Annotated in this window: 19 protein-coding genes; 12 read left to right on the forward strand and 7 right to left on the reverse strand. The window is 55.0% G+C overall.

What is annotated here, in order from left to right:
* The first annotated feature begins 175 nt into the window (after positions 1–175).
* The gene (locus ENN40_10730) at positions 176–649 is read left to right on the forward strand and encodes a response regulator (GenBank protein ID HDP95817.1); all 474 of its coding nucleotides are present in this window, start codon (positions 176–178) and stop codon (positions 647–649) included.
* 3 nt (positions 650–652) lie between these two features.
* Here the strand turns inward: ENN40_10730 and clpB are convergent, their stop codons facing one another.
* Positions 653–3,220, reverse strand: coding sequence for an ATP-dependent chaperone ClpB (gene clpB, locus ENN40_10735; GenBank protein ID HDP95818.1), 2,568 nt, complete (start codon positions 3,218–3,220; stop codon positions 653–655).
* Positions 3,221–3,404: 184 nt separating this feature from the next.
* Between clpB and ENN40_10740 the strand changes: the two genes are divergently transcribed.
* Positions 3,405–5,747: a DEAD/DEAH box helicase gene (locus tag ENN40_10740; GenBank protein ID HDP95819.1), complete on the forward strand. Its 2,343-nt coding sequence runs from the start codon at positions 3,405–3,407 to the stop codon at positions 5,745–5,747.
* A gap of 61 nt (positions 5,748–5,808) precedes the next feature.
* Here ENN40_10740 and ENN40_10745 read toward each other — a convergent pair whose 3' ends face one another.
* On the reverse strand, positions 5,809–6,468 hold the full coding sequence (locus ENN40_10745; protein ID HDP95820.1) for a hypothetical protein: 660 nt from the start codon (positions 6,466–6,468) through the stop codon (positions 5,809–5,811).
* Positions 6,469–6,560: 92 nt separating this feature from the next.
* On the opposite strand from ENN40_10745, the gene ENN40_10750 reads away from it, so the two are divergent.
* Genes ENN40_10750 through ENN40_10765 form a run of 4 tightly spaced genes read left to right on the forward strand, consistent with a single transcriptional unit; the run spans position 6,561 to position 9,719 of the window.
* Entirely contained in the window at positions 6,561–6,914 is a 354-nt protein-coding gene (locus tag ENN40_10750) for a hypothetical protein (GenBank protein HDP95821.1), read from the forward strand.
* Between the two features lie 12 nt (positions 6,915–6,926).
* Complete coding sequence (locus ENN40_10755) at positions 6,927–7,808, forward strand: DUF58 domain-containing protein (protein ID HDP95822.1); 882 nt, start codon at positions 6,927–6,929, stop codon at positions 7,806–7,808.
* Complete coding sequence (locus ENN40_10760) at positions 7,805–8,746, forward strand: hypothetical protein (protein HDP95823.1); 942 nt, start codon at positions 7,805–7,807, stop codon at positions 8,744–8,746. Before ENN40_10755 ends, ENN40_10760 begins: the two co-directional genes overlap by 4 nt.
* Entirely contained in the window at positions 8,703–9,719 is a 1,017-nt protein-coding gene (locus ENN40_10765; protein HDP95824.1) for a VWA domain-containing protein, read from the forward strand. The genes ENN40_10760 and ENN40_10765 overlap by 44 nt, the downstream gene beginning before the upstream one ends.
* Positions 9,720–9,851: 132 nt before the next feature.
* Here ENN40_10765 and ENN40_10770 read toward each other — a convergent pair whose 3' ends face one another.
* The 4 genes from ENN40_10770 to ENN40_10785 are packed head-to-tail and all read right to left on the reverse strand — an operon-like array spanning position 9,852 to position 12,475.
* Positions 9,852–10,397, reverse strand: coding sequence for a 2-oxoacid:ferredoxin oxidoreductase subunit gamma (locus ENN40_10770; protein ID HDP95825.1), 546 nt, complete (start codon positions 10,395–10,397; stop codon positions 9,852–9,854).
* A gap of 16 nt (positions 10,398–10,413) precedes the next feature.
* Positions 10,414–11,166, reverse strand: a complete 753-nt coding sequence (locus ENN40_10775; protein HDP95826.1) for a 2-oxoglutarate oxidoreductase — start codon at positions 11,164–11,166, stop codon at positions 10,414–10,416.
* A gap of 10 nt (positions 11,167–11,176) precedes the next feature.
* Positions 11,177–12,235: a 3-methyl-2-oxobutanoate dehydrogenase subunit VorB gene (gene vorB / locus ENN40_10780; protein ID HDP95827.1), complete on the reverse strand. Its 1,059-nt coding sequence runs from the start codon at positions 12,233–12,235 to the stop codon at positions 11,177–11,179.
* 15 nt (positions 12,236–12,250) lie between these two features.
* Positions 12,251–12,475, reverse strand: a complete 225-nt coding sequence (locus ENN40_10785; GenBank protein ID HDP95828.1) for a 4Fe-4S dicluster domain-containing protein — start codon at positions 12,473–12,475, stop codon at positions 12,251–12,253.
* Between the two features lie 145 nt (positions 12,476–12,620).
* On the opposite strand from ENN40_10785, the gene ENN40_10790 reads away from it, so the two are divergent.
* Positions 12,621–15,035, forward strand: a complete 2,415-nt coding sequence (locus tag ENN40_10790; protein HDP95829.1) for a PBP1A family penicillin-binding protein — start codon at positions 12,621–12,623, stop codon at positions 15,033–15,035.
* A 3-nt stretch (positions 15,036–15,038) separates the two neighbouring features.
* Here ENN40_10790 and ENN40_10795 read toward each other — a convergent pair whose 3' ends face one another.
* Entirely contained in the window at positions 15,039–15,413 is a 375-nt protein-coding gene (locus ENN40_10795; protein ID HDP95830.1) for a hypothetical protein, read from the reverse strand.
* Between the two features lie 162 nt (positions 15,414–15,575).
* Between ENN40_10795 and ENN40_10800 the strand changes: the two genes are divergently transcribed.
* The 5 genes from ENN40_10800 to ENN40_10820 all read left to right on the forward strand — a co-directional run.
* Positions 15,576–16,019 (forward strand): hypothetical protein, encoded by a 444-nt coding sequence (locus ENN40_10800; GenBank protein ID HDP95831.1) that lies wholly within the window; start codon positions 15,576–15,578, stop codon positions 16,017–16,019.
* Positions 15,955–16,677 carry a hypothetical protein gene (locus ENN40_10805; protein ID HDP95832.1) on the forward strand — a complete coding sequence of 241 codons (723 nt, stop codon included), beginning with the start codon at positions 15,955–15,957 and terminating at the stop codon, positions 16,675–16,677. Before ENN40_10800 ends, ENN40_10805 begins: the two co-directional genes overlap by 65 nt.
* Entirely contained in the window at positions 16,655–18,445 is a 1,791-nt protein-coding gene (locus ENN40_10810) for a hypothetical protein (GenBank protein ID HDP95833.1), read from the forward strand. Before ENN40_10805 ends, ENN40_10810 begins: the two co-directional genes overlap by 23 nt.
* Positions 18,446–18,477: 32 nt before the next feature.
* Positions 18,478–18,864 carry a hypothetical protein gene (locus ENN40_10815; protein ID HDP95834.1) on the forward strand — a complete coding sequence of 129 codons (387 nt, stop codon included), beginning with the start codon at positions 18,478–18,480 and terminating at the stop codon, positions 18,862–18,864.
* Positions 18,865–18,933: 69 nt separating this feature from the next.
* A partial coding sequence (locus ENN40_10820) for a mechanosensitive ion channel (protein HDP95835.1) occupies positions 18,934–20,150 on the forward strand: 1,217 nt, incomplete at its 3' end.

Below are 20,150 nucleotides of genomic sequence, written 5' to 3' on the forward strand. Positions count from 1 at the left end.
CCGTATGGAGTAGAGTCAATTCTTGTTTTAAACTTATCTTCAGATATATTGGTGGTTTTCCAACCCTGTTTGTTTAGTCAACGCCGACATGATGAAACGCGGAACAACTGGCAATTGAATTGCTAATGAACTGCAATGAAGTTGTCCGGGTCCACAGCCGGACAGGCAGGGGTACATGCTGCAACCTCCTCAAGCAGTAGGTGGGGAGAGAGGGAAGGCTTTTTGTGAGCCGCAAGACGGGGAAGTCCCCGGGGATAGAGAAGCTCACCCCGGGGATTTTTCTATCAGCAAATTGATGAACCACCAGATTCTGATAGTTGATGATGATGAGCAGATACGCACACTACTGGAGGATCTGTTCATAGACAGCGGTTTCCGGGTATTGCAGGCCAAGGACGGCGAGTCGGCCTGCGTGCTTTTCAGCCGTTACTCCCGGGAGATCGACCTCGTAACCCTGGACCTGGAACTGCCGGGAATCAGCGGAGTGGAAACCTTCCACCGGCTGAAATCGATCCATCCCGAAATAAAAATCGTCATCCTCTCGGGAGCTCCGCGATACCAGGACTTCAACCCGCCCAAAGTCCCCCGGGTCGACAAACCGTTCTCTGCGGACCGGCTCCTGGATTGCGTCCACGCCCTTGTTCAGTAAATATCACCCGGTTTTTACTACAAATTCGTCGTTCTCGAAATCCATATGGACCCTGCCGCCGGGTGCCAGACGCCCCTCAAGGATCATTGAAGAGAGACGATCCTGAACCTCCCGCTGGATAACGCGCCTCAGGGGACGCGCGCCCAGATCCGGGTCGATACCCAGTTCAGCCAATCGATCCAGAGCCGCGTCGCTCAGCTCCAATTCCAACCGGGAATCCCGTAAGCGGCGTGCCAGAAGGTCGATTTCCTTGTTAACGATACGGCGAATGACTTCGGGGGGCAGGGATCGGAAAGTAATGATCTCATCAATGCGGTTCAGGAATTCCGGTTTGAAATGGCGATAGAGCAACTCTTTTAAATCCCTGCGCACCTTTTCGTGGTCTTTTTCACCCAGAATGAGCTGCGAACCAAGATTGGAAGTCATGATAATCACCGTATTGGTAAAATTGACGGTCTTGCCCTTGCCATCGGTCAAGCGGCCGTCGTCGAGGATTTGCAGCAGCACGTTGAACACATCCGGATGAGCCTTTTCGACCTCATCCAGTAGAATCAGGGAATAGGGGCGGCGTTTGACCCGCTCGGTCAACTGCCCCCCTTCCTCATGACCCACATAGCCGGGTGGAGATCCGATCAGCCGCGCCACGGAGTGCTTCTCCATGTACTCCGACATGTCCAGGCGCACCATGGCCTTTTCCGTATCGAACATGAACTCAGCCAGGCTGCGTGCCAGTTCGGTCTTGCCCACCCCGGTCGGGCCCAGGAAAAGAAAAGAGCCGATGGGACGGTCCGGATCCTGCAAACCCGCCTTGGATCTGCGAATGACCCGGGATATGGCATCAACCGCCTCATCCTGCCCGATCACCCGGCGCTGCAGGATCGCTTCCATCCGCGCCAGCCGCTCGCGTTCGCTGTCCATGAGCTTGGCCACCGGGATTCCCGTCCAGCGCGACACCACTTCAGCCACGTCCTCCTCGGTTATTTCTTCATTAAGGATACGCATCTCCTGCTGCAACTCCTCCAGGTCGGCCCGCGATTTTGCCATGGCCTGCTCCAATTCCGGAATCATGCCATACTGGATCTGCGAGGCCTTCTCGAAATCATTGCGCCGTTGTGCTTCCTGCTGTTCATTGCGCAACTCATCCAACCTGGCCTTGTGATCGCGGATACGCTGGATCAAATCTTTCTCTTTGCGCCAATGTTCGCGAATGCGATCCCGTTCCAGCTTCAGCGTGTCCAGTTCCTCTACCAACAGGCGCAGTTTTTCACGGCAGTCGCTGCTGTTCTCCTTTTTCAGGGCCCGGCGTTCCACCTCCATTTGCAGGATTCGGCGCTCCAATTCGTCCAATTCCTCGGGACGTGAGTCCATTTCAATGCGCAGTCTGGAAGCGGCTTCATCCACCAGGTCAATGGCTTTGTCGGGCAGGAAGCGATCCGTAATGTAGCGATGGCTGAGGGTTGCGGCTCCAATCAGCGCCGCGTCCGTGATGCGGATGCCGTGATGGATCTCATACTTGTCCTTGATGCCGCGCAAAATAGAGATGGTTTCCTCAACAGAAGGTTCGCGTACAAACACGGGCTGAAAGCGGCGCTCCAAAGCGGAATCTTTCTCAATGTACTTCTTGTACTCGTTGAGGGTAGTGGCGCCTATGGCCCGCAATTCGCCCCGCGCCAGTGCAGGTTTCAGCATGTTGGATGCATCGACCGCCCCTTCTGCAGCTCCGGCCCCGACAATGGTATGCAATTCATCTATAAACAGAATGATGCGGCCGTCCGACTCGGTGACTTCGTGAATCACCGCCTTCAATCGATCCTCGAATTCTCCCCGGTACTTGGCGCCCGCCAGGAGGCTGCCGATCTCCAGGGTGATGAGTCGCTTGTCCTTCAGCAGCTCCGGCACGTCTTCCTGAACAATGCGCAGGGCAATGCCTTCCACAATGGCGGTTTTCCCCACCCCCGCCTCACCAATAAGCACGGGGTTGTTTTTTGTGCGCCGAACGAGCACCTGCATCACCCGGCGGATCTCTTCATCCCGGCCGATCACGGGGTCCAGGCGCCCTTCCCGGGCCAATTGCACCAGGTCACGACCATAACGCCGCAATGCCTGAATCTTGTCTTCCGGACTGGGATCCGTAACCTGGCGGTTGCCGCGAATCTCCATCAATGCGGACATGAAGGCATCGGCGGTCACACCGGCTTCCCGCAGCAATCCGCCGATATGAGAATCCTCTATCAGTGCCAGAAAAAGATGCTCGGTTGAAATGTATTCATCTTTGAAACGATCGGCGATCTGCATGGCTTTGCGCAGGATCCGGGAGAATCCCCTGGAAGCCGCTCGATCACCGCCCTGAACGGAGGGCCGGGTTGACAACTCTTCCTCCAGCCGGGATGCCGCCCGGCCGGGGTCCGCGCCGATTTTTTTCAGGGTCGCCGCCACCATTCCTTCTTTGTCCAGCAAAAGGGCTGCTGCCAGGTGAATCGTGTCCACCTCCGGGTGACTTCTCTCCTCGGCGATACGCACACCCTGTTCCACGGCCTCATTGGCTTTGAGGGTGAATTTATCTCTGGTCATTACTATCCTCCCATACTTGAACCCGAAATATCTATTGATCCGGTGTAAAAATATTATAGTCCCAAAACGTGCCCCTGTCAACAATATAACATAATTATTATCATATTATTATTAGTGTGCACATATCAAGTTGGTGGCGCTGTTTCTCGTTTACTCGCGGTTCCGCTTGTGCTAATCTCTGTACATGACCGCAACAAAAGACGATATGACCCAAAAAGCCATGGAAGGGATTCTGACACTGGAGCGGGAGCAGCAGGGTCACGCCCGTGTCGTTCACATCCCCTCCTTTTCCGGCGACTTCCACGATTATCCCGATGAACTGGCCAGGGAAGTGGTTGACCTTTTTGCCCAACGGGGAATTCAACGTATATACTCGCACCAGGCCCGGGCCCTCCGCCACATCCTCGCCGGCCGTCACGTGGTGGTGGCCACACCTACCGCATCAGGAAAGACCTTGATCTACAATGCCGCCAGCCTGAACGCCCTGGCGGCTGACCCGGCGGCCAAGTCTCTCTATATCTTTCCCACCAAGGCCCTGTCCCAGGATCAACTGGCTGAATTATTCGATCTCAACCGCCGTATGGGAGACCGTCTCGGCCTGCACACATATGACGGCGACACCCCCCAATCGATGCGCCGTTCCATCCGCCGCCAGGCCCAGATCGTTCTCACCAATCCCTACATGCTGCATTCGGGTATCCTTCCCCACCATACAAAGTGGATCAGCCTGTTCGAGAACCTGCGTTTCGTAATTCTCGATGAGCTCCATACGTACACGGGCGTCTTCGGCTCGCACATGGCCAACGTGATACGCCGCCTGCGCCGGATCGCCCGGTTTTACGGCAGTGATCCCGTATTTATCATGTCGTCGGCTACCATTGCAAACCCGGAGGAACTGGCGGAACGGATTATTGAATCCCCGGTAGAGGCCGTCCTCGAAAGCGGCGCACCCAGGGGAGAGAAACACCTGGTTTTTTTCAACCCACCGGTAGTGAACCGCCAACTGGGAATCCGGAAATCGTATGTTTCCATGGCCCGGCACATCACCGGCATCCTGGTCAAAAACGGGTTGCAGGTGATTGTGTTCGCCAACTCGCGCCTCAACACGGAGATCCTGGTCAAGTATCTGAAAACCGACCTTGAAAAGCATTTCACCTCAGCCGGCACCGTACGCGGGTATCGCGGGGGATACCTGCCCAAAAAACGTCGTGAAATCGAGAAAGGGCTCCGGGAAGGCCGAATCAAGGCCGTGGTCTCGACCAACGCCCTGGAGTTGGGCATTGACATCGGCGCCCTGGATGCGGCTGTGCTGGCCGCATATCCCGGAACCATCGCGTCCACCTGGCAACGGTTGGGTCGCGCCGGTCGCCGCAGCGACGGTGCAATTGGTGTTTTGATTTCATCGTCTTCTCCGGTTGACCAGTTCATTGCCGGCCACCCAGAGTACTTCACCGAGTCGTCTCCCGAGCAGGGACGCATCAATCCCGACAATTTGTCTATTCTGATCGAGCATATCAAGTGCGCCGCCTTTGAGCTGCCCTTTTCCGACACGGAAACCTTCGGTGGCGAAGACCTCAAGGAAATCCTCAATTACCTGGCTGAGCATCAGGTACTCTATGCCAGGGAAGGAAAGTGGTTCTGGACCACGGAAGGTTACCCCGCGGACACCGTAAGCCTGACGCGCGTCACCTCGGACAACTTCGTGGTGGTGGACCGCACCGGACCGGAGCAGGTAATCGCTGAAGTCGATTTCTCTTCCGCCCTGGAGACCCTCCACCCCAAGGCCATCTATATACTTGAAGGCGTTCAGTACGTGGTGGAAGAATTCGATTACGAAAACCGCAAGGCGTTTGTACGGGAATCCCAATCCGACTACTTCACCGACGCCATCACCAACACGAAAATCTCTATTCTGGACCGCGAGGATGAAACCCGTTCCCATCCGCTGACCACTGCTTTTGGAGACGTGCACGTATTCTCCCAGGTCGTCGGTTTTAAAAAACTCAAGTTCTTTACCAACGAAAACGTGGGCGCCGGCAATCTGCAACTCCCGCAACAGGAAATGCACACCACTGCATTCTGGTTCACCATCAGCGCCGAACTTCTGGAGGATCTTGATGTTCCGGCGGAAGACAAGATCGAGGCAGTCAACGGCCTGGCGTATCTCATGCGCCATATGGCCTCGGTAATTCTCATGTGCGCGCCCCGGGACCTGGGAGTCGCGGTGGAAGACAACCTCACCCAGAGCAGTATTCCCCGGGTGTTTCCCGGAAGCGGATTCGTGCCGAACGAACGGTTTGAACCATCGGTGTACATCTACGACAACTACCCTAATGGCATCGGCTTCTCCGACACCCTCTATTCCCAATCCGGTTCCTTGCTGGAAGACACCTTGTCCGCTCTAAAGCAATGTCGCTGTGAACGCGGTTGCCCGTCCTGCGTCGGCCCTCCGATCCGCACTGACGGCCATCACAAAGCAGCGGCACGCTTCCTGCTGGAGCGGTTGCTGGGGGTGGGGATTAATTGAAGAAGGTGACAGGTATCAGGTGACAGGAGACAGGAGACAGACAAGTTGACAGCAGGACGGGTCATTTTTTGTTTTCATGGGCGAGCGCCACGATCTCTTGAAAAAAAGGTTTGAACTCTTCAGGTAAAGCCAGGTAAGGAATCAACACAAAGTCACGCACAACACGGCTGCGTTTGATGGCTGGAATCTGGTCAACCGATTGGACGGCAAAACGCAGTATTTCCCCATCGGCGAAACGATAGAGCTCAATGGGTATCATGTGATGCACCACGCAGTATGCGGCACCCAGGCGCTTGACCAGGTGATGGTCCAGCTTAAGCGAACTCAGGTCGATTCTTTCCACCACTTTCTGGTCGGCAAGAAAGAGCGAAAGCTCCTCCACGGTCAAAGCATCCATCATCACCAGAATTTCACCCAGGGGTTTGCGCATGAAGGCTTGTTTTTCCACGGCTTCGCTCAGTGCGTCCGGAGTGATCTTGCCCGCCCGCAACAACATTTCTCCCAGACGCGAGTTGCGATGACTGAGCAGGAGCTTGCGCCTTTCATGCAGACATTGCGGGCATTCCCGCCAGAAGCGGTTGCGGAAATCATCTTTAACCCCACAGAAACACTTCAGGCAAAAGGGGCACACGGTTGTGGGCTCAAAATGATTGCATAATACCGTATCCACTGCATTGTACGTGGCGGCGCAATTCCAACACTCCACCAGGTACTCTTCCATCTGTTCTCCCAAATGTACGACTGTATTGCGTTGATCCGTTTGGTACTATGATAATGGAAACTCCGCATTCAAGCAACCCCCATGTTGCGCCGTTGAAATCCGATCAAACCACGGTTATAATCAAGGGTGTCCCCCACGGAAAAATCAGACGGGAAAACGGAGCGATCACCATGGAAGAACGCCTGTATGAAATCCAACGATTCTATGTCCAAAGCAACGGCGTGCGCGAATACGAGATCGAGTTCCTGGGAAGGGGCATGAAGGTAACCCGACTCACTTTTAAAGATATCGAGGGCGTGGAATTCCGTTCACAGGGGAACTCAGAGATTCAAACCGCTTTCTGCAATCTGGATCAGGATTCTCCCCGACTGTGGAATGTGCAGTTCGCGTATCCCGTACACCTGAGTGTACGCACTGCCGACAAAGTGATCATCCAGGTGAGATAGGTTTACAATTCCATGATTTCCAATGAAATCCTGCGCAAGGTCCGGCGCATTGAGATTATTTCGCGCAAAGCGTCCAAAGAACTCCTGGCCGGAGAGTACCATTCCGCTTTCAAAGGCAGGGGCATGGAGTTTTCTCAAGTACGAGAATACGAGCTCGGAGACGACATTCGCCTGATCGATTGGAACGTCACTTCACGTACAGGGCACTTATACGTGAAACAGTTCGTGGAAGAACGCGAAATGACGGTGATCCTGGCCCTTGATCTTTCCGCTTCCCTGGCCTTTATTTCCCGCGGCAAGATTAAGCGGGAAGTGGCCGCGGAAATTGCCGCCCTGATTGCGTTTACCGCCATGTTGAACAACGACAAAGTGGGACTGCTCCTGTTTACGGATACCATTGAACGCTACATCCCCCCGCAAAAAGGGCGGACCCATTTGCTGCGCATCATCCGTGAAATCCTCACCTTCTCACCAAAATCCGTCGGCACCTCAATTCATACCGGGTTGACTTACCTGAACCGAGTGAGCCGCCGCCATGCCATTGTCTTCCTCATTTCCGACTTCCTGGACCACGGCTTTGAGCCCCCCCTTAAAGTGGCGGCCCGCAAACATGACCTGGTGGCCGTGCGCATCCTGGACCCCCGAGAACGCAGCATTCCCCGACGGGGAACATTTCGCGCCCGCGATCTTGAATCCGGCCGGGAATTTCTGTTGGATTTCTCACGCCGCCATACCGTCAAGGCCTTTTCAGCCGCCCTGTTGGAGCGGGAAGAACGCTTGCAAACGTTTTTCCGCCGCATTCATGTCGACAGCATTGATGTGCCGGACGACTCAAGCCCGGAAAAACCCCTGTTTGACTTCTTTCTGCGCCGGCGCAGGAGATTCGGACGATGACGGCCGCTCGCGTGACAGCCTGCGTTTTTCTCTTTTTGTGTCTCGACCTGGGCGCGCGTACCCAGGCCGGTTTATCCGTTGCGCCCGGCGAAGCTGCTGTGGGAGACCCGGTCACCTTCCGGGTGATTGTACAAACCGACACACCACATGACCGCATCCGCCTGGAAACGGGAGGCGGGGGCCTGGTCTGGGAGGAAACGGCCCGCCGGCATTTGCCGCCTCGCGAAATGAACGGAGTCCTCATCAGAGAGGTCCGGGTAACCGCGGCATTTTTCCGTACGGGCAAACACCGGGTCGGTCCTTTTCGGCTGATCCTGGAAAGAGACAACCTCCAGGTCGAAGAAACCGCCACGCACTCGGTTGGCATACACATTCTCAGTGTGTTGACCGAATCCCAGGAAGATATCGCTGATCTAAAACCACCACTCCCGGTACAAGGAAATCCCGTACGATCCCTGCCATGGATCGCCGCGGGTATCATCCTGTCGGCCGGTGTATTTCTGGCATGGAAGCGTTTACAGAGACGGCGCGGGCACGTATCGCCGGCACAACCCCCGCTCCACCCCCTGGATGAAATGGAACGGGATCTGGCCCGCCTCATGGCGTTGCGTTTGTTTGGTCGGGGTCAAATCAAGGAGTTTTGCCTGCGCTTGACCCCCATCCTGAAGCGTTTCCTTTTTCGCACGTACGGTTTTAACGCCGCCGACATGACCAGCAAAGAAACCCTGGAACACCTTGCACGCCATGAAGATGACATGCGGATCCGGGAACACTTTTCCTTGTTGCTGGATTTATCCGACCGGGTGAAATTCGCCCGTTTTCAACCGGGGCCGGCGGGGGAAGCCCAATTGGAAGGATATATGCGGGAGATGATTTCCGGCTTTCGCTTGCGGAATGTCCCTGAATCAGAGGAGATGGATGCTTCACCTGGCGAATAAAGCATTCTTACTTTTGCTGGTGCTGATCCCCATCATGGCTTTGTGGTGGCGCTGGCTGCGTCGCAGAGGAGCACGGCATGTGTCGGTCTCCAGCGCGGAAATCTACCCGGACGCGGCATCTATATGGAAAGTACGCGCGATCGCCTCATTGCCCTGGTTACAATTAGCCGCACTGGTCCTGCTCATCGCGGCCCTGGCCAGGCCCCAGATTCTCAACACCTTTCAGGTTGAGAAGCACCGGGGCATTGACATTCTGGTAGCCCTGGACATATCAGGTTCCATGGCTTCAGTAGACTTCAAGCCGCGCAACCGCCTGGAAGTCGCCAAAACCGTGATCGCGGATTTCATTCATCGCCGCCGTTCCGACCGCATCGGCCTGGTGGTTTTCGCCGGCACATCCTTCACCCGCTGCCCCCTCACAATTGATGACTCCATGCTGCTCAATGCTTTGGACGACACCCGCATCGGTGATCTGGAAGATGGAACCGCCCTGGGTATGGCGCTGGCCACTTCGGTCAACCGCATCCGCCATGCTCCGACGGCGACGCGCATCATTATCCTGATTACCGACGGCGTCAACAACCGCGGCGAGATCGCCCCTCGTGATGCGGCCTCGATCGCCAGGGAATTCGGCATCAAGGTTTACACCATCGGTGTCGGTCGTCGCGGTCAGGCACCCTACCCGGTCACGGATGCCTTGGGGCAAAAACGCTTCGCCATGGTAAACGTGGAAATCGACGAAGACCTGTTGAAAGAAATCGCCAGCACGACCGGGGGACTCTACTTCCGCGCCACGGACAAAGACTCTCTCGAACGGATTTTCAGTGAAATCGATCGCTGGGAAAAGAGTGAAGTCTCTTCCCGTCGCGTCGTTCAGGCGCGCGAACTGTTTTCGTGGTTTATGGGTGCTGGGTTGCTGTTGTTGGTGATATCCGCCGTGGCGCAGCGCACATGGCTGCACGAACTGCCTTAAGCCGCATTTTTTGCAAGTAATTCCCCGGCGGCATCGAACTTTCAGAAACCGAACAAAAAAAAACGGCCGGCACCGGGCGAACACTTTTTTGCCCCGGCACCGGCCGTTTATGGTATTTCAGAACAATACCGGTCAGTTGTCTTTTACCAGCGACATGCCCAACTCAATTGCCTCTTCGTTCAGGGGTATCAGATTGTGATACCGCTTGGGCAGTGTGTCCTTCAACGCCGTGATCAGGGATTCGCGGTTCACAACCGGTTCCAGCTTCACCAGGGCGCCCAGCACCAACATGTTCATGACCTTGACATTCTTTAGCACATTGGTGGCCTTATCAATGGCGGGCAGGGGTACCACGCGGATATCGTCGCGGGTGGGACCGTTCTTGATGGTGGTGCTTTCCCAGATCAATGTGCCGCCTTTTTTTACCCGCGATTCGAATTTATCCAGGGAAGGTTGGTTCAGCACAACCACCACATCGTATTCAGTAACAATGGGAGATGAAATCTGCTTGTCACTGATATTGACCATGCAGTTCGCCGTACCGCCCCGCATCTCAGGCCCGTATGAAGGCATCCAGCTGACTTCTTTGCCTTCTTTCATGGCCGCATACGCCAGGAGCTTGCCCATGGAGAGAACACCCTGGCCACCGAAACCGGAAAATATCATTTCTTTCAACATGGTTTTCTTCCTCCTTTCAGGACCGGGGTTCCTTGAACACACCCAGAGGAAAATACGGCATCATTTCCTCTTTCACCCTTTGTATGGAAACCTCCGGCGTGCATTTCCAATTGGACGGGCAATTGGACACCACTTCCACAAAAGTGGTTCCCAAACCCTGCTGTTGAATTTCAAAAGCACGCTGAATGGCTTTCTTGGTACGGCGCGTATTGGCCGGGTTGTTGCAGGAAACCCGTTGGGCAAAAGCCACGCCGTCAAACTGGGAAACCAGTTCACACATCTTCAGGGGCATGCCCGCGGTCTTGGCCAGCCGCCCATATGGGGAAGTGGTGGTTTTCATTCCTTCCAGGGTGGTGGGTGCCATCTGGCCGCCGGTCATACCGTAAATGGCGTTGTTGATAAAGATGAACGTGAACTGTTCACCCCGGTTGCAGGCGTGGATGGTCTCAGCCGTACCAATGGCGGCCAGATCCCCGTCGCCTTGATAAGAAAAGACCAGGCGGTCGGGAAGCATGCGCTTGATGGCCGTGGCCACCGCGGCGGCCCTTCCGTGGGCGGCCTCCTGCCAATCAACATCAATGTAATCGTATGCAAACACGCTGCAGCCCACGGGACACACCCCAACGGTTTTTTCCTGGAGTTTCATTTCGGCGATCAATTCGGCGATCAGTTTGTGCACGATGGCATGCATGCAACCTGGACAATAGTGCATGCGTGTGGGCAGAAGGGTGTCGGGACGCTCGTAAATTTTTTCGTATCCTGTTTTCATGGTGCTCTCCTTACTCTATGTGCCGCAGGCTGAATTCCAGAATCTCTTCCGGATTGGGCAGGATTCCACCCATGCGCCCGGTGGCATATACCGGCTTGCGGCCGTTGGCTGCCAGGCGGACGTCCTCAACCATCTGGCCGGCGTTCATCTCCGCGGTGACAAACATGCGGACTCTTTCCTGAGCAGCCAGTCGGGCAACACGTTCAGCTGGGAAAGGCCACAGGGTCACGGGACGAAGCAAACCCATCTTGACGCCCTTTTCCCGGCCCAGATCCACGACCTTCTTGCATATGCGGCTGGTGACTCCATAGGCCATGATCACCACTTCCGCATCGTCCAGCAGGTACTCCTCGAATCGTACCTCACCGGCCTCGATTTTGCGGTATTTGGCTTGAAGCTCAATGTTTTTTTGCTCCATGTCTTCGGGTTTAATGAAGAGCGAAGTGATGACATTGCGCGGCCGGTCCGGGGTTTTTCCGATACTTGCCCAGGGTTTGTCGACCTTGGTGGTTACGGGATCCGGAAGCTCCACCTTCTCCATGATCTGGCCGATGGCCCCGTCGGACAGGATGAGCACGGGGTTGCGGTACTTGTCGGCCAGGTCGAAAGCCAGCATGGTATGATCCGCCATTTCCTGGACCGAATTCGGCGCCAGCACGATGAGGCGGTAATCTCCGTGGCCACCGCCCTTTACCGCCTGAAAATAATCTCCCTGGCCGGGCTGGATGGTGCCCAGCCCAGGTCCCCCACGCACCACGTTTACAACCACGCAGGGAAGTTCGGCACAAGCGATGTAGGACATGCCCTCCTGCATGAGCGAGAATCCGGGAGATGACGTAGTGGTCATGGTCCGGGCTCCCGCTCCGGCGGCGCCGTAGACCATGTTGATCGACGACACTTCACTTTCCGCTTGAACCAGCACGAAGTCATGCTTCGGCTCCTGCAGGGCGAGGTATTCCACCACCTCGGACTGCGGGGTTATGGGATAACCGAAATAGCCCCGCATTCCGGCGCGAATCGCGGCCTCAGCCAGGGCCTCATTACCTTTCATGAATTTGATATCACCCAATTGATCCTCCCTTTTTCATTCCGTTTTCTTGTACACGGTGATTGCCGCGTCCGGGCACATGACTGAACAGTTCATGCAAGCGATACACTTTTCTTCATCTGCCTGGTACGCAAAGTGCAGCCCGTGGGAATTGGTGTCCGTTGTGTTTAGAGCGAGACACTTGGTGGGGCAGTTGAGTACGCAAAGGTTACAGCCTTTGCATACTTCTTTGTCGATTTCAACGTAGCCTTTGGCCGGCATTTAGACCTCCTGTGACGCCTGTGAGAGGCGGAGCGTAATTATTCATTATACGCGCCGGAGGTCAAAATGCAAGCGATTATTCAGCCAAAACCGTCTAAGAAACCATCTTTTGAGCCCGTTTTGGGTGTGGTATACTATAAAAACCATGAAAGATTTCATTAAGCGCAACATGCGCCCCATTCTGTTTGCCGCCAGTGTTCTCCTGACCATTCTTCTGGGGGTGGTTGCCGGCATTATCCTGGTTTTCCAGAAAGGATTCCCCCAACAGATTAAAAACCTGGAAGATATCAAACCCGTGGTCATGACCACGGTATTTGACCGTCATGGCGAACCGGTTCGTGATTTTGCCATAGAAAAACGGCTGATCGTCCGCCGCACGGACCTGCCGGATGTGCTGATCCACTCGCTGGTGGCCTCAGAAGACCGGCAGTTCTACTCCCATTGGGGCATCAACTTCAAGGGCACAATGCGGGCGATTGTGGGGCGTGTATTCGGCCGGGATTGGGGAGGAGGAAGTTCCATCACCCAGCAACTGGCCAGAGGACTCTTTTTGAACCCCCGGGTATCGATGAAACGTAAATTCAACGAAATGCTGCTGGCCATCCAAATCGAAAAAAATTACACCAAAGAGCAAATCATCACCTATTACGTGAACAAGATATTTCTTGGGGGGAGTGTGTACGGAGTCGAAGCTGCGTCACGCTATTACTTCGGCAAATCCGTCTCTGAAATCAATGTTGAGGAAGCCGCGCTGCTGACGGCCTTAATCCCGTCTCCCAACCTGTTGTTCAATGCTTTCCGCAACGCAAAAGATAAAAAAGAACGCCTGACACATCTCAGAAACCGCCGCAACCGCATCCTTCAGCACATGCAGGAGATGGGTTTTATCGATAAAGCCGCATACCGGAATGCCGTTGATAAGGAGATTCCCGTCAAACCTCACGAATCGGAAGTTGAATCCCTGGGAGACTATTTCCTGGAAGAAACACGCCGCTATCTGGAATCCAAGTACGGAGACAACCTGCTCTACAAAGGCGGCCTGAAAGTCTACACCTCCCTGGACAAAAGCATGCAGGCCTGGGCGGAGAGCGCATTGCGGGAAGGCCTGCGTGAACTGGACAAGCGCCGTGGCTGGCGGACCAAACCCGGCCTGACCAACCTGCTGGAAAAGGGTGAAGACATCACCGCCATTCGCCTGCCCGAGTGGCGGCGAATGAAACTGCGCAGCGGGGAAATCGTTCCGGGTATCATCACGGAGGTTGAGCGCAGGTATGCAACAGTACGCATCAGCCATCTGACGGGGAAACTAGATGCCAGGGAAGCGGCATGGACGAAAATGCTCCTGACCCGAATCCTGAAAAAAGGTGATGTGGCGCTTTTTCGACTACTGGAAATCCCGGAAGGCGCCCGCATTGAAGAGGAGAGCAATCAACAAAATGAAAACCAGCCTCTGTTGCGACTGGGGCTGGAGCAAGAGCCGGAAGTCCAGGGCGCGATCATGGCGGTGGACAACGAAACCGGCCAGGTCCGCGCCATGGTGGGCGGCTACGATTTTTCCAAAAGCGAGTTCAACAACGCCACCCAGGCGGGGCGTCAGACAGGTTCGACTTTCAAACCCATCATCTACACGGCCGCCCTGGAAAACGGATACACCCCGGCCACGGTGATCGTTGATGAACCCTTTTCCTACTATGACGCCAAAATCGATGAGATCTGGGAACCCCGAAACATCACCCTGGACTTCCTTGGACCGTTGACCCTGCGGAGAGCCTTGCAGAAATCCCGGAACGTGGTGTCCGCCAGGCTGGTTGAGCAACTCACACCCGCAAGGATCGTGGACTACGGCCGGCGTTTCGGGATCACTTCGAACCTGCAACCCTTCATGTCCATCTCGCTGGGCAGTTTCGGCGTGCCCCTGCAGGAGATGGTAGCCGCTTTCACGGTGTTTCCCAATCTGGGGATCCGGGTCACTCCTTACCTGATTCGCGAAATCCGTGACCCGAACGGTCATATTGTTGAGGAGAATTTTCCCAACCGCAAATTGGTTGTCGACCGTGACACAGCCTACGTCATGAATTACCTGCTCCAGGGAGTCGTGCAAATGGGCAGCGGTTGGCGGGCCCGCCACCTGGATGCGCCCATCGGCGGTAAAACCGGTACCACGAACGACAACACCGATGCCTGGTTCATCGGCTTTTCGCCCTCAGTTACCGTCGGGGTATGGGTGGGGTATTCCATTCCCCGCAGTATGGGAGAAGGCGAAACCGGATCCCGGGCTGCGGCTCCGATTTTCGTGCGCTTCATGGAAAAGTACCTGGAAACATATCCTGAAAAGGAAAGCACTTATCCCAAGCCGCCTGGAGTGGTCTTCGTCAAGATCGATGGTTTCACTGGAAAACTGTGGACGCCGGAATGTCTCCACCCACTGAATGAAGCGTTTATCAACGGCACGGAGTCCACCGAGTTCTGCCGCCCGGAAGAACACATGCGTTTTCAGGGCTACTTCGACAACATCCCCGATACCGAGGAAGCCGCCGAAACCGGCGCAGAAAATCAGTAAAGCCTATTTTTTTAACAGAAAATAGGCCATCACCCAGCGATGCGGCTGAATCACCCGTACGCGATAGTACTCATATCCCCGCAGCATTTCTCTTTGCAAACGAAAAGCCCTGCGCATCCGAGGCGCGGCTTCAGTTTTGACCACTCCCATTTCCTCAAACAACCGGTTCCCCTGCGCATCGTGTACATGAAACCAGGGATCCCCCTCCTTCTCCGTCAGTACCAAGCGATAGACCCCGGCTTCGTAACTGGTGTCTCCGTGCACAAATGCGCGCGGAATGTGGATATTGCCCAGGTTCAGGTCCTGGGCCACCAGAGGTGAATCAACGACAAACACCAAAATCAATAAAGCGGACAGGCAATAACTCCGGGGCTTCATAACAGCCTCCTATCTCTCTTCAACAGCCTTTGCCGGAATGGCATCGGGCGGAACGCCCGTTGCGGTCGGCAGGCTTCTCTTTACGAATTATAGAAGTGCACGCTAAGCGATGTCAACTTGCTCTGATTGCAATCAAGAAAAGAACCCGGTACACTGTTACCCATGCCCCGTTGGTGGATCACATTGCTTCTGATTCCCGTTCTCCTGGTGCCACCCGCGTTTTGCAGGGAAACGGAAAACAAAGATCATTCGCTGCCGCTGGAACGGGTGATCCCCGGCTGGGTGCAGTTGAAATCGGGCAAGGTTCTGAAAGGCGTGCTCCTGCTTGGCGGATTCATCGGCACGGTTGCGGCGGCAGCCGTTCTCAACCACCGCGGGAACCAGGCCTACGATCAATACCTGGCCAGTCGCGACATTGTACAGGTTGTGGAATTACGAAATCAGACGGAACAACGCTTTCAAACCCGCAACCGGCTGTTGGTGGGGACAACCGCCATCCTGGCGCTTCACTTTCTGGACCTGAAGTTCACAAAAAAGAGATATGCAACGATTACGGGCGATTTTTCAGCTAATGGTTTTCGGCTTAACTGCCGCTTCGATTTTTAACGGCTGCCGGGATGTGGTGTTCAACAATCCACTGGATCCCGATGCATCCCGCACCAACCTTACGATCCAGCGGGTATTTTCCACCTTTCTTTCCGGACCGGGCGATATCTGCTTTGACGGAGAAAAGATCTGGAAGGCAGGCGCCGGGGGAAGCATCAGCGCTTTTGATACGGAAAGCGGAACCACTATCCGCAGTTTTGTTTTAACTCCGGCCACCGGAATCGCTTTCCTGGATCGCCGGCTCTATCTCTGTGGCGAAAAGAACGAAATCGATGTGTTTGACCCCATGTCGGGGATACTGATCACACGTATTTCGACTTCCCGGATTTATCCGCGCCTGCTGGCTGCAAGAGAGAATGATTTGCTTCTCTTCGATTCCCGCTCGGAAAGTATTTTCTCTCTCAACCCCGAATCCGGTGAAATCACTCGCCTTTTTCAACTGTCCGGCCTGGCCGCCGGGGGCATGGAGTTTTTTGAGGGTTCACTCTTGATTACCGATTCGGCCGGTGACACCCTCTACCGCTTTACTCCCGGCGGCGATGTGATCGATGTGTTCCGCTCTCCACTGGGAGGGATTACAGGCGTTTCCAAAGACGACCGGGGCTATGTCTACCTGATGGGTCTGGATGGACAGGTTGCAAAAGTTACTCTGCCTTAGCCTGCTTCTGATCGCGGCCCGGGGCTTGGCTTCGACGCAATCGATTCAGGTTTCCGGCCGGTATTTCATCTATTGCGACAACCTCAAGATTATTTTCGGCAGTGGAGATATCGTTGTGAAAAGCGGTGACTTGAAATTGCGGGGAAACGTATTGTATTACGACGTATCTACCCTGCGGGGGATCCTGTACGGTGGAGCACCGATTGATGCCGGCGACGCCCCCCCGCACATCGGAGACAGCGTTTACTTCCAGGCCATCCCCCCCCGTTTCCATGCCGAATCTTTCGGCGAGAGGATCGCGGGTCGCGGAAATGATGTAAAGCGCTTTCAACTTCGCAAACCCACACTGGCTGAATTCAAAGACCATGCGATCTATTTTGAGTTCAGGGGGTTCAGCATCGATGCCCGGGGAAAAGTAAGGGCCGAAACCGTGATTCCCTACATCATGGGCGTTCCATCCATGCCCATGCGGCACTTTTCCGTAAACCGGGGTTCCCTGGAAGGCCGGACCATTTTTTATCTGGAGGATTTGCACTATACGCGCGCGGAAGGGTTGGCCCTGGATTCACGCCTGAGACTTCATCTGCGTCCTTTCCACGGTGATTTCTCTCTGAAAGCAGTTGAACGCGCCTTGTTCGGCCTGCCGGGAACCCCTCGCGGTCTGTTATATACAGGACAACTGGCGCTTCGCCCCAAAAAAACAGATATGTTGAATATGGCAGTCCGGGGAAGCACGAAAGATCGCAGTTTCAGCCTGACCCTCAGCCATGCCGACCGGTTGGGTATCCTGGAATACGACCTGAGTCAACAATTCAGCGACCGCGCGGGCTCCGATCTTTTTTCGGAAATCCGCGCGCGCCTTGCCCTTCATCCCTTCAAGGGATTCCGTCCGCAGTTTTCTTTTCGTTACAACTGGGGCCACAGCATATCCTACCGCATCACGACTCCATTGGAAGTAAAAGAAAAAATCAGGCTGAGCCTGGGGCTGGAGCGTCGCATTCTGCGAGAGGGCTTTGAATCGGACCAGCTCGATCTGCAGGCGGATTTCGGCTTTCAAACCCGCTTATTTTCACTGGATTCCGGAATCCGTATCAATCGTGATATGCTGGAGAAGACCAACCGCAGAAACTCCTCCGTTCAAGTCCCCTTGACTCCGATTCATTTGCTGGAAAAAAATCTTTCCCTGGCGATAACTCCTTTCTACCTGTTCAACTCCTTTCCATCCGGCGAAGAAACACAGACCTCTTCATCACCAGGCATACGGCTGCTGGCCCGCTCGCGGGGATTGCGCCTTCCCCTCGGGTTCGAGTTGCGTCCCAGCCTGGCCGTCCACCACATCTGGGACGGATTGCAGGAAGACATGACCGACTTTCAAACCGACCTGGTACTGGGGCGCCGTGTAGGCGGGGTGGATCTGACCGCCGAGTACGGCCTGGCGTCACGATTCCGCAGCCGGGGATTCTGGGTGGAAGGCACCCATACCCGCAACCTGAGTTTCGCCGGCACTTTTCAACTTCACAAGGATACCAGCCTGAGATTGCGCATGATCCTGGACAATGACCTGAAACCGGAAACACTGACCTGGAACGGCCGGGTTCGCCTGCCCTGGAATCTACAGTTCTCATCCTTTGTGATCTACTACATCCGGGGTGAACGGTTCCAGACCCTGGAGCTGTTTGTGGAAAAGGTTTTCAAGCACAAGTTAAAGATACAGGGAGGCTACTCATTGGCACTCAGAAAGTTTTTTATCAAGCTTTTGCTGGTTTGATCCTGGTGAGCCTGGTGACAGGCGGATGCCGGGTGCGAATACAAGACCTGCCGCTGCTTGAGGATCCCCACGTTTGCGAAATAACGGCACTTCGAGAGATCATTGCCGGCGAAAACCACCTGGTCCGCAAAGAATTCGCCAACGGCCGCGTGAGCGCGCCTTTCTACCTGCTGGTGCGCATCTGTGACGTGGAGGGGGCGGGAACGGCTCGTATCAGTCTATACAAGGAAGAGGGAGAACGTCTTCACGATACCTTTTTTCCCTTCGGCGAAACAGGTTTTTTTTACAGCCATATCATCTGTTACCAACGCCTTACAAGCCTTGCGCCCGGCAGGTATCGAGTGGCTGTTTTTCTCAACGACCAGCTGCTGGATGAACGGCCATTGCAGGTATTCTCCGCTGCCGCGGATTCGAGTTGAGAAAGCTTACGGGCTCCGCTATAATCAAATCAAGCCGTACTTTTGCCGTTCTCTTCAGGAGGTGATATCATGAAAAAGGGTTTGCATTGGATCCTGGCCGTTCTATTGTTGACCATTCCCATGGCCGCCCAGAGTGGCACTCCGGAAAAAGTCCCCGGACTGGAAGAATTGGAAGCCAGGCTGGAAAGCTTTCAGACCCAATTCCACACCCTGGAGCAATACTCTCCACGCGAGTTCCCCGATTTCAAGGAACTCGAAATCACCCACCAGTTGGTGGAACGCCTGGATTTCAATAAGCGCAAATTCGACCTGCTGGTTTCCATGTACAACCTCGTGGAAGACGAGTTGCTGCCACAGCTTATGACCCTTTCCACTGAGCAACCGCGTCAGCGTGATCTCTGGCTGCGCAAAGTGGACATGTACACGGGGAAGGGCGAAGTCGGCCTTCCGGAAATCCAGCGACAAATCAACTCCGTGGCCCTCCTGATTGAACGACTGGAGAAGCAGATCGAGCGCCTGCGGGAAAGCGAACACCAGAAAGAACTGTTATCCGCAACCACCCTGGAAAATCGCCTTGCGGCGGAAATACCCCTCTCCGCCCGTATACGCCGGTTGGAGGGCGAACTGGAAAAGTTTACCTCCAATTTAAAAACCGAACGCCAACGCCTGGAAACCTTGAAAGCCAGACAATCTGAACAGAAAGAAAAGATCACCGAGAAAAGGGAGGAAATCAAACAACTAGAGGCCCGGGCCCGACAGGCTTCCGACCCGGTTAACCGGAAAGTGCAAAGGGTGCTGGCCCAGGTGCGGGGGATCCGCCTGAACGGGCTTGAGATCCCCAAGCTGAACACAACCCAGACCTTTGTCTATGTTACGGAAAACCGCATCCGCAACCTGGAAAGCCGCATCCAAAGTACCCGGGAAGAGTTGGATTCCCTTCACATCCAGCGGCGGCGGGAATTGCGCAACCAGGTGTTGCGGGGCATCCTGATCATTGTCATCGCGGTGCTGGCCGTGCTGCTGCTCACCCGCGTGGCCCGCAAGGTAGTGAACAAAACCATGAAGAGAGTCGAGGGAAGCGGGCATCTGGACAGTCACCACAAGCAACGCTACCAGACGCTCTCATCCGTCATCCTCTCGATTATCAAGATCCTGTTGTGGACCCTCGGCGCCCTGTGGATTCTGGGAGAGTTAAACATAGACTATGCTCCCTTCCTGGTCGCCGCCGGAGGCTTGTCCCTGGCCATCGGCTTCGGTTCCCAATCGCTGGTCAAGGATTTCTTCAG

Source organism: Candidatus Aminicenantes bacterium, from assembly GCA_011049425.1.
Lineage (GTDB): Bacteria > Acidobacteriota > Aminicenantia > UBA2199 > UBA2199 > UBA876.

Bases quoted from the DNA above. Each gene is read 5' to 3' on its own strand.
- ENN40_10730 (HDP95817.1), top strand. From the start codon at position 176: ATGCTGCAACCTCCTCAAGCAGTAGGTGGGGAGAGAGGGAAGGCTTTT.
- ENN40_10795 (HDP95830.1), bottom strand. From the start codon at position 15,413: ATGAAGCCCCGGAGTTATTGCCTGTCCGCTTTATTGATTTTGGTGTTT.
- ENN40_10800 (HDP95831.1), top strand. From the start codon at position 15,576: ATGCCCCGTTGGTGGATCACATTGCTTCTGATTCCCGTTCTCCTGGTG.
- clpB (HDP95818.1), bottom strand. From the start codon at position 3,220: ATGACCAGAGATAAATTCACCCTCAAAGCCAATGAGGCCGTGGAACAG.
- ENN40_10765 (HDP95824.1), top strand. From the start codon at position 8,703: ATGTCCCTGAATCAGAGGAGATGGATGCTTCACCTGGCGAATAAAGCA.
- ENN40_10755 (HDP95822.1), top strand. From the start codon at position 6,927: ATGATTTCCAATGAAATCCTGCGCAAGGTCCGGCGCATTGAGATTATT.
- ENN40_10805 (HDP95832.1), top strand. From the start codon at position 15,955: ATGCAACGATTACGGGCGATTTTTCAGCTAATGGTTTTCGGCTTAACT.
- ENN40_10740 (HDP95819.1), top strand. From the start codon at position 3,405: ATGACCGCAACAAAAGACGATATGACCCAAAAAGCCATGGAAGGGATT.
- ENN40_10760 (HDP95823.1), top strand. From the start codon at position 7,805: ATGACGGCCGCTCGCGTGACAGCCTGCGTTTTTCTCTTTTTGTGTCTC.
- ENN40_10785 (HDP95828.1), bottom strand. From the start codon at position 12,475: ATGCCGGCCAAAGGCTACGTTGAAATCGACAAAGAAGTATGCAAAGGC.
- ENN40_10745 (HDP95820.1), bottom strand. From the start codon at position 6,468: ATGGAAGAGTACCTGGTGGAGTGTTGGAATTGCGCCGCCACGTACAAT.
- ENN40_10790 (HDP95829.1), top strand. From the start codon at position 12,621: ATGAAAGATTTCATTAAGCGCAACATGCGCCCCATTCTGTTTGCCGCC.
- ENN40_10775 (HDP95826.1), bottom strand. From the start codon at position 11,166: ATGAAAACAGGATACGAAAAAATTTACGAGCGTCCCGACACCCTTCTG.
- ENN40_10770 (HDP95825.1), bottom strand. From the start codon at position 10,397: ATGTTGAAAGAAATGATATTTTCCGGTTTCGGTGGCCAGGGTGTTCTC.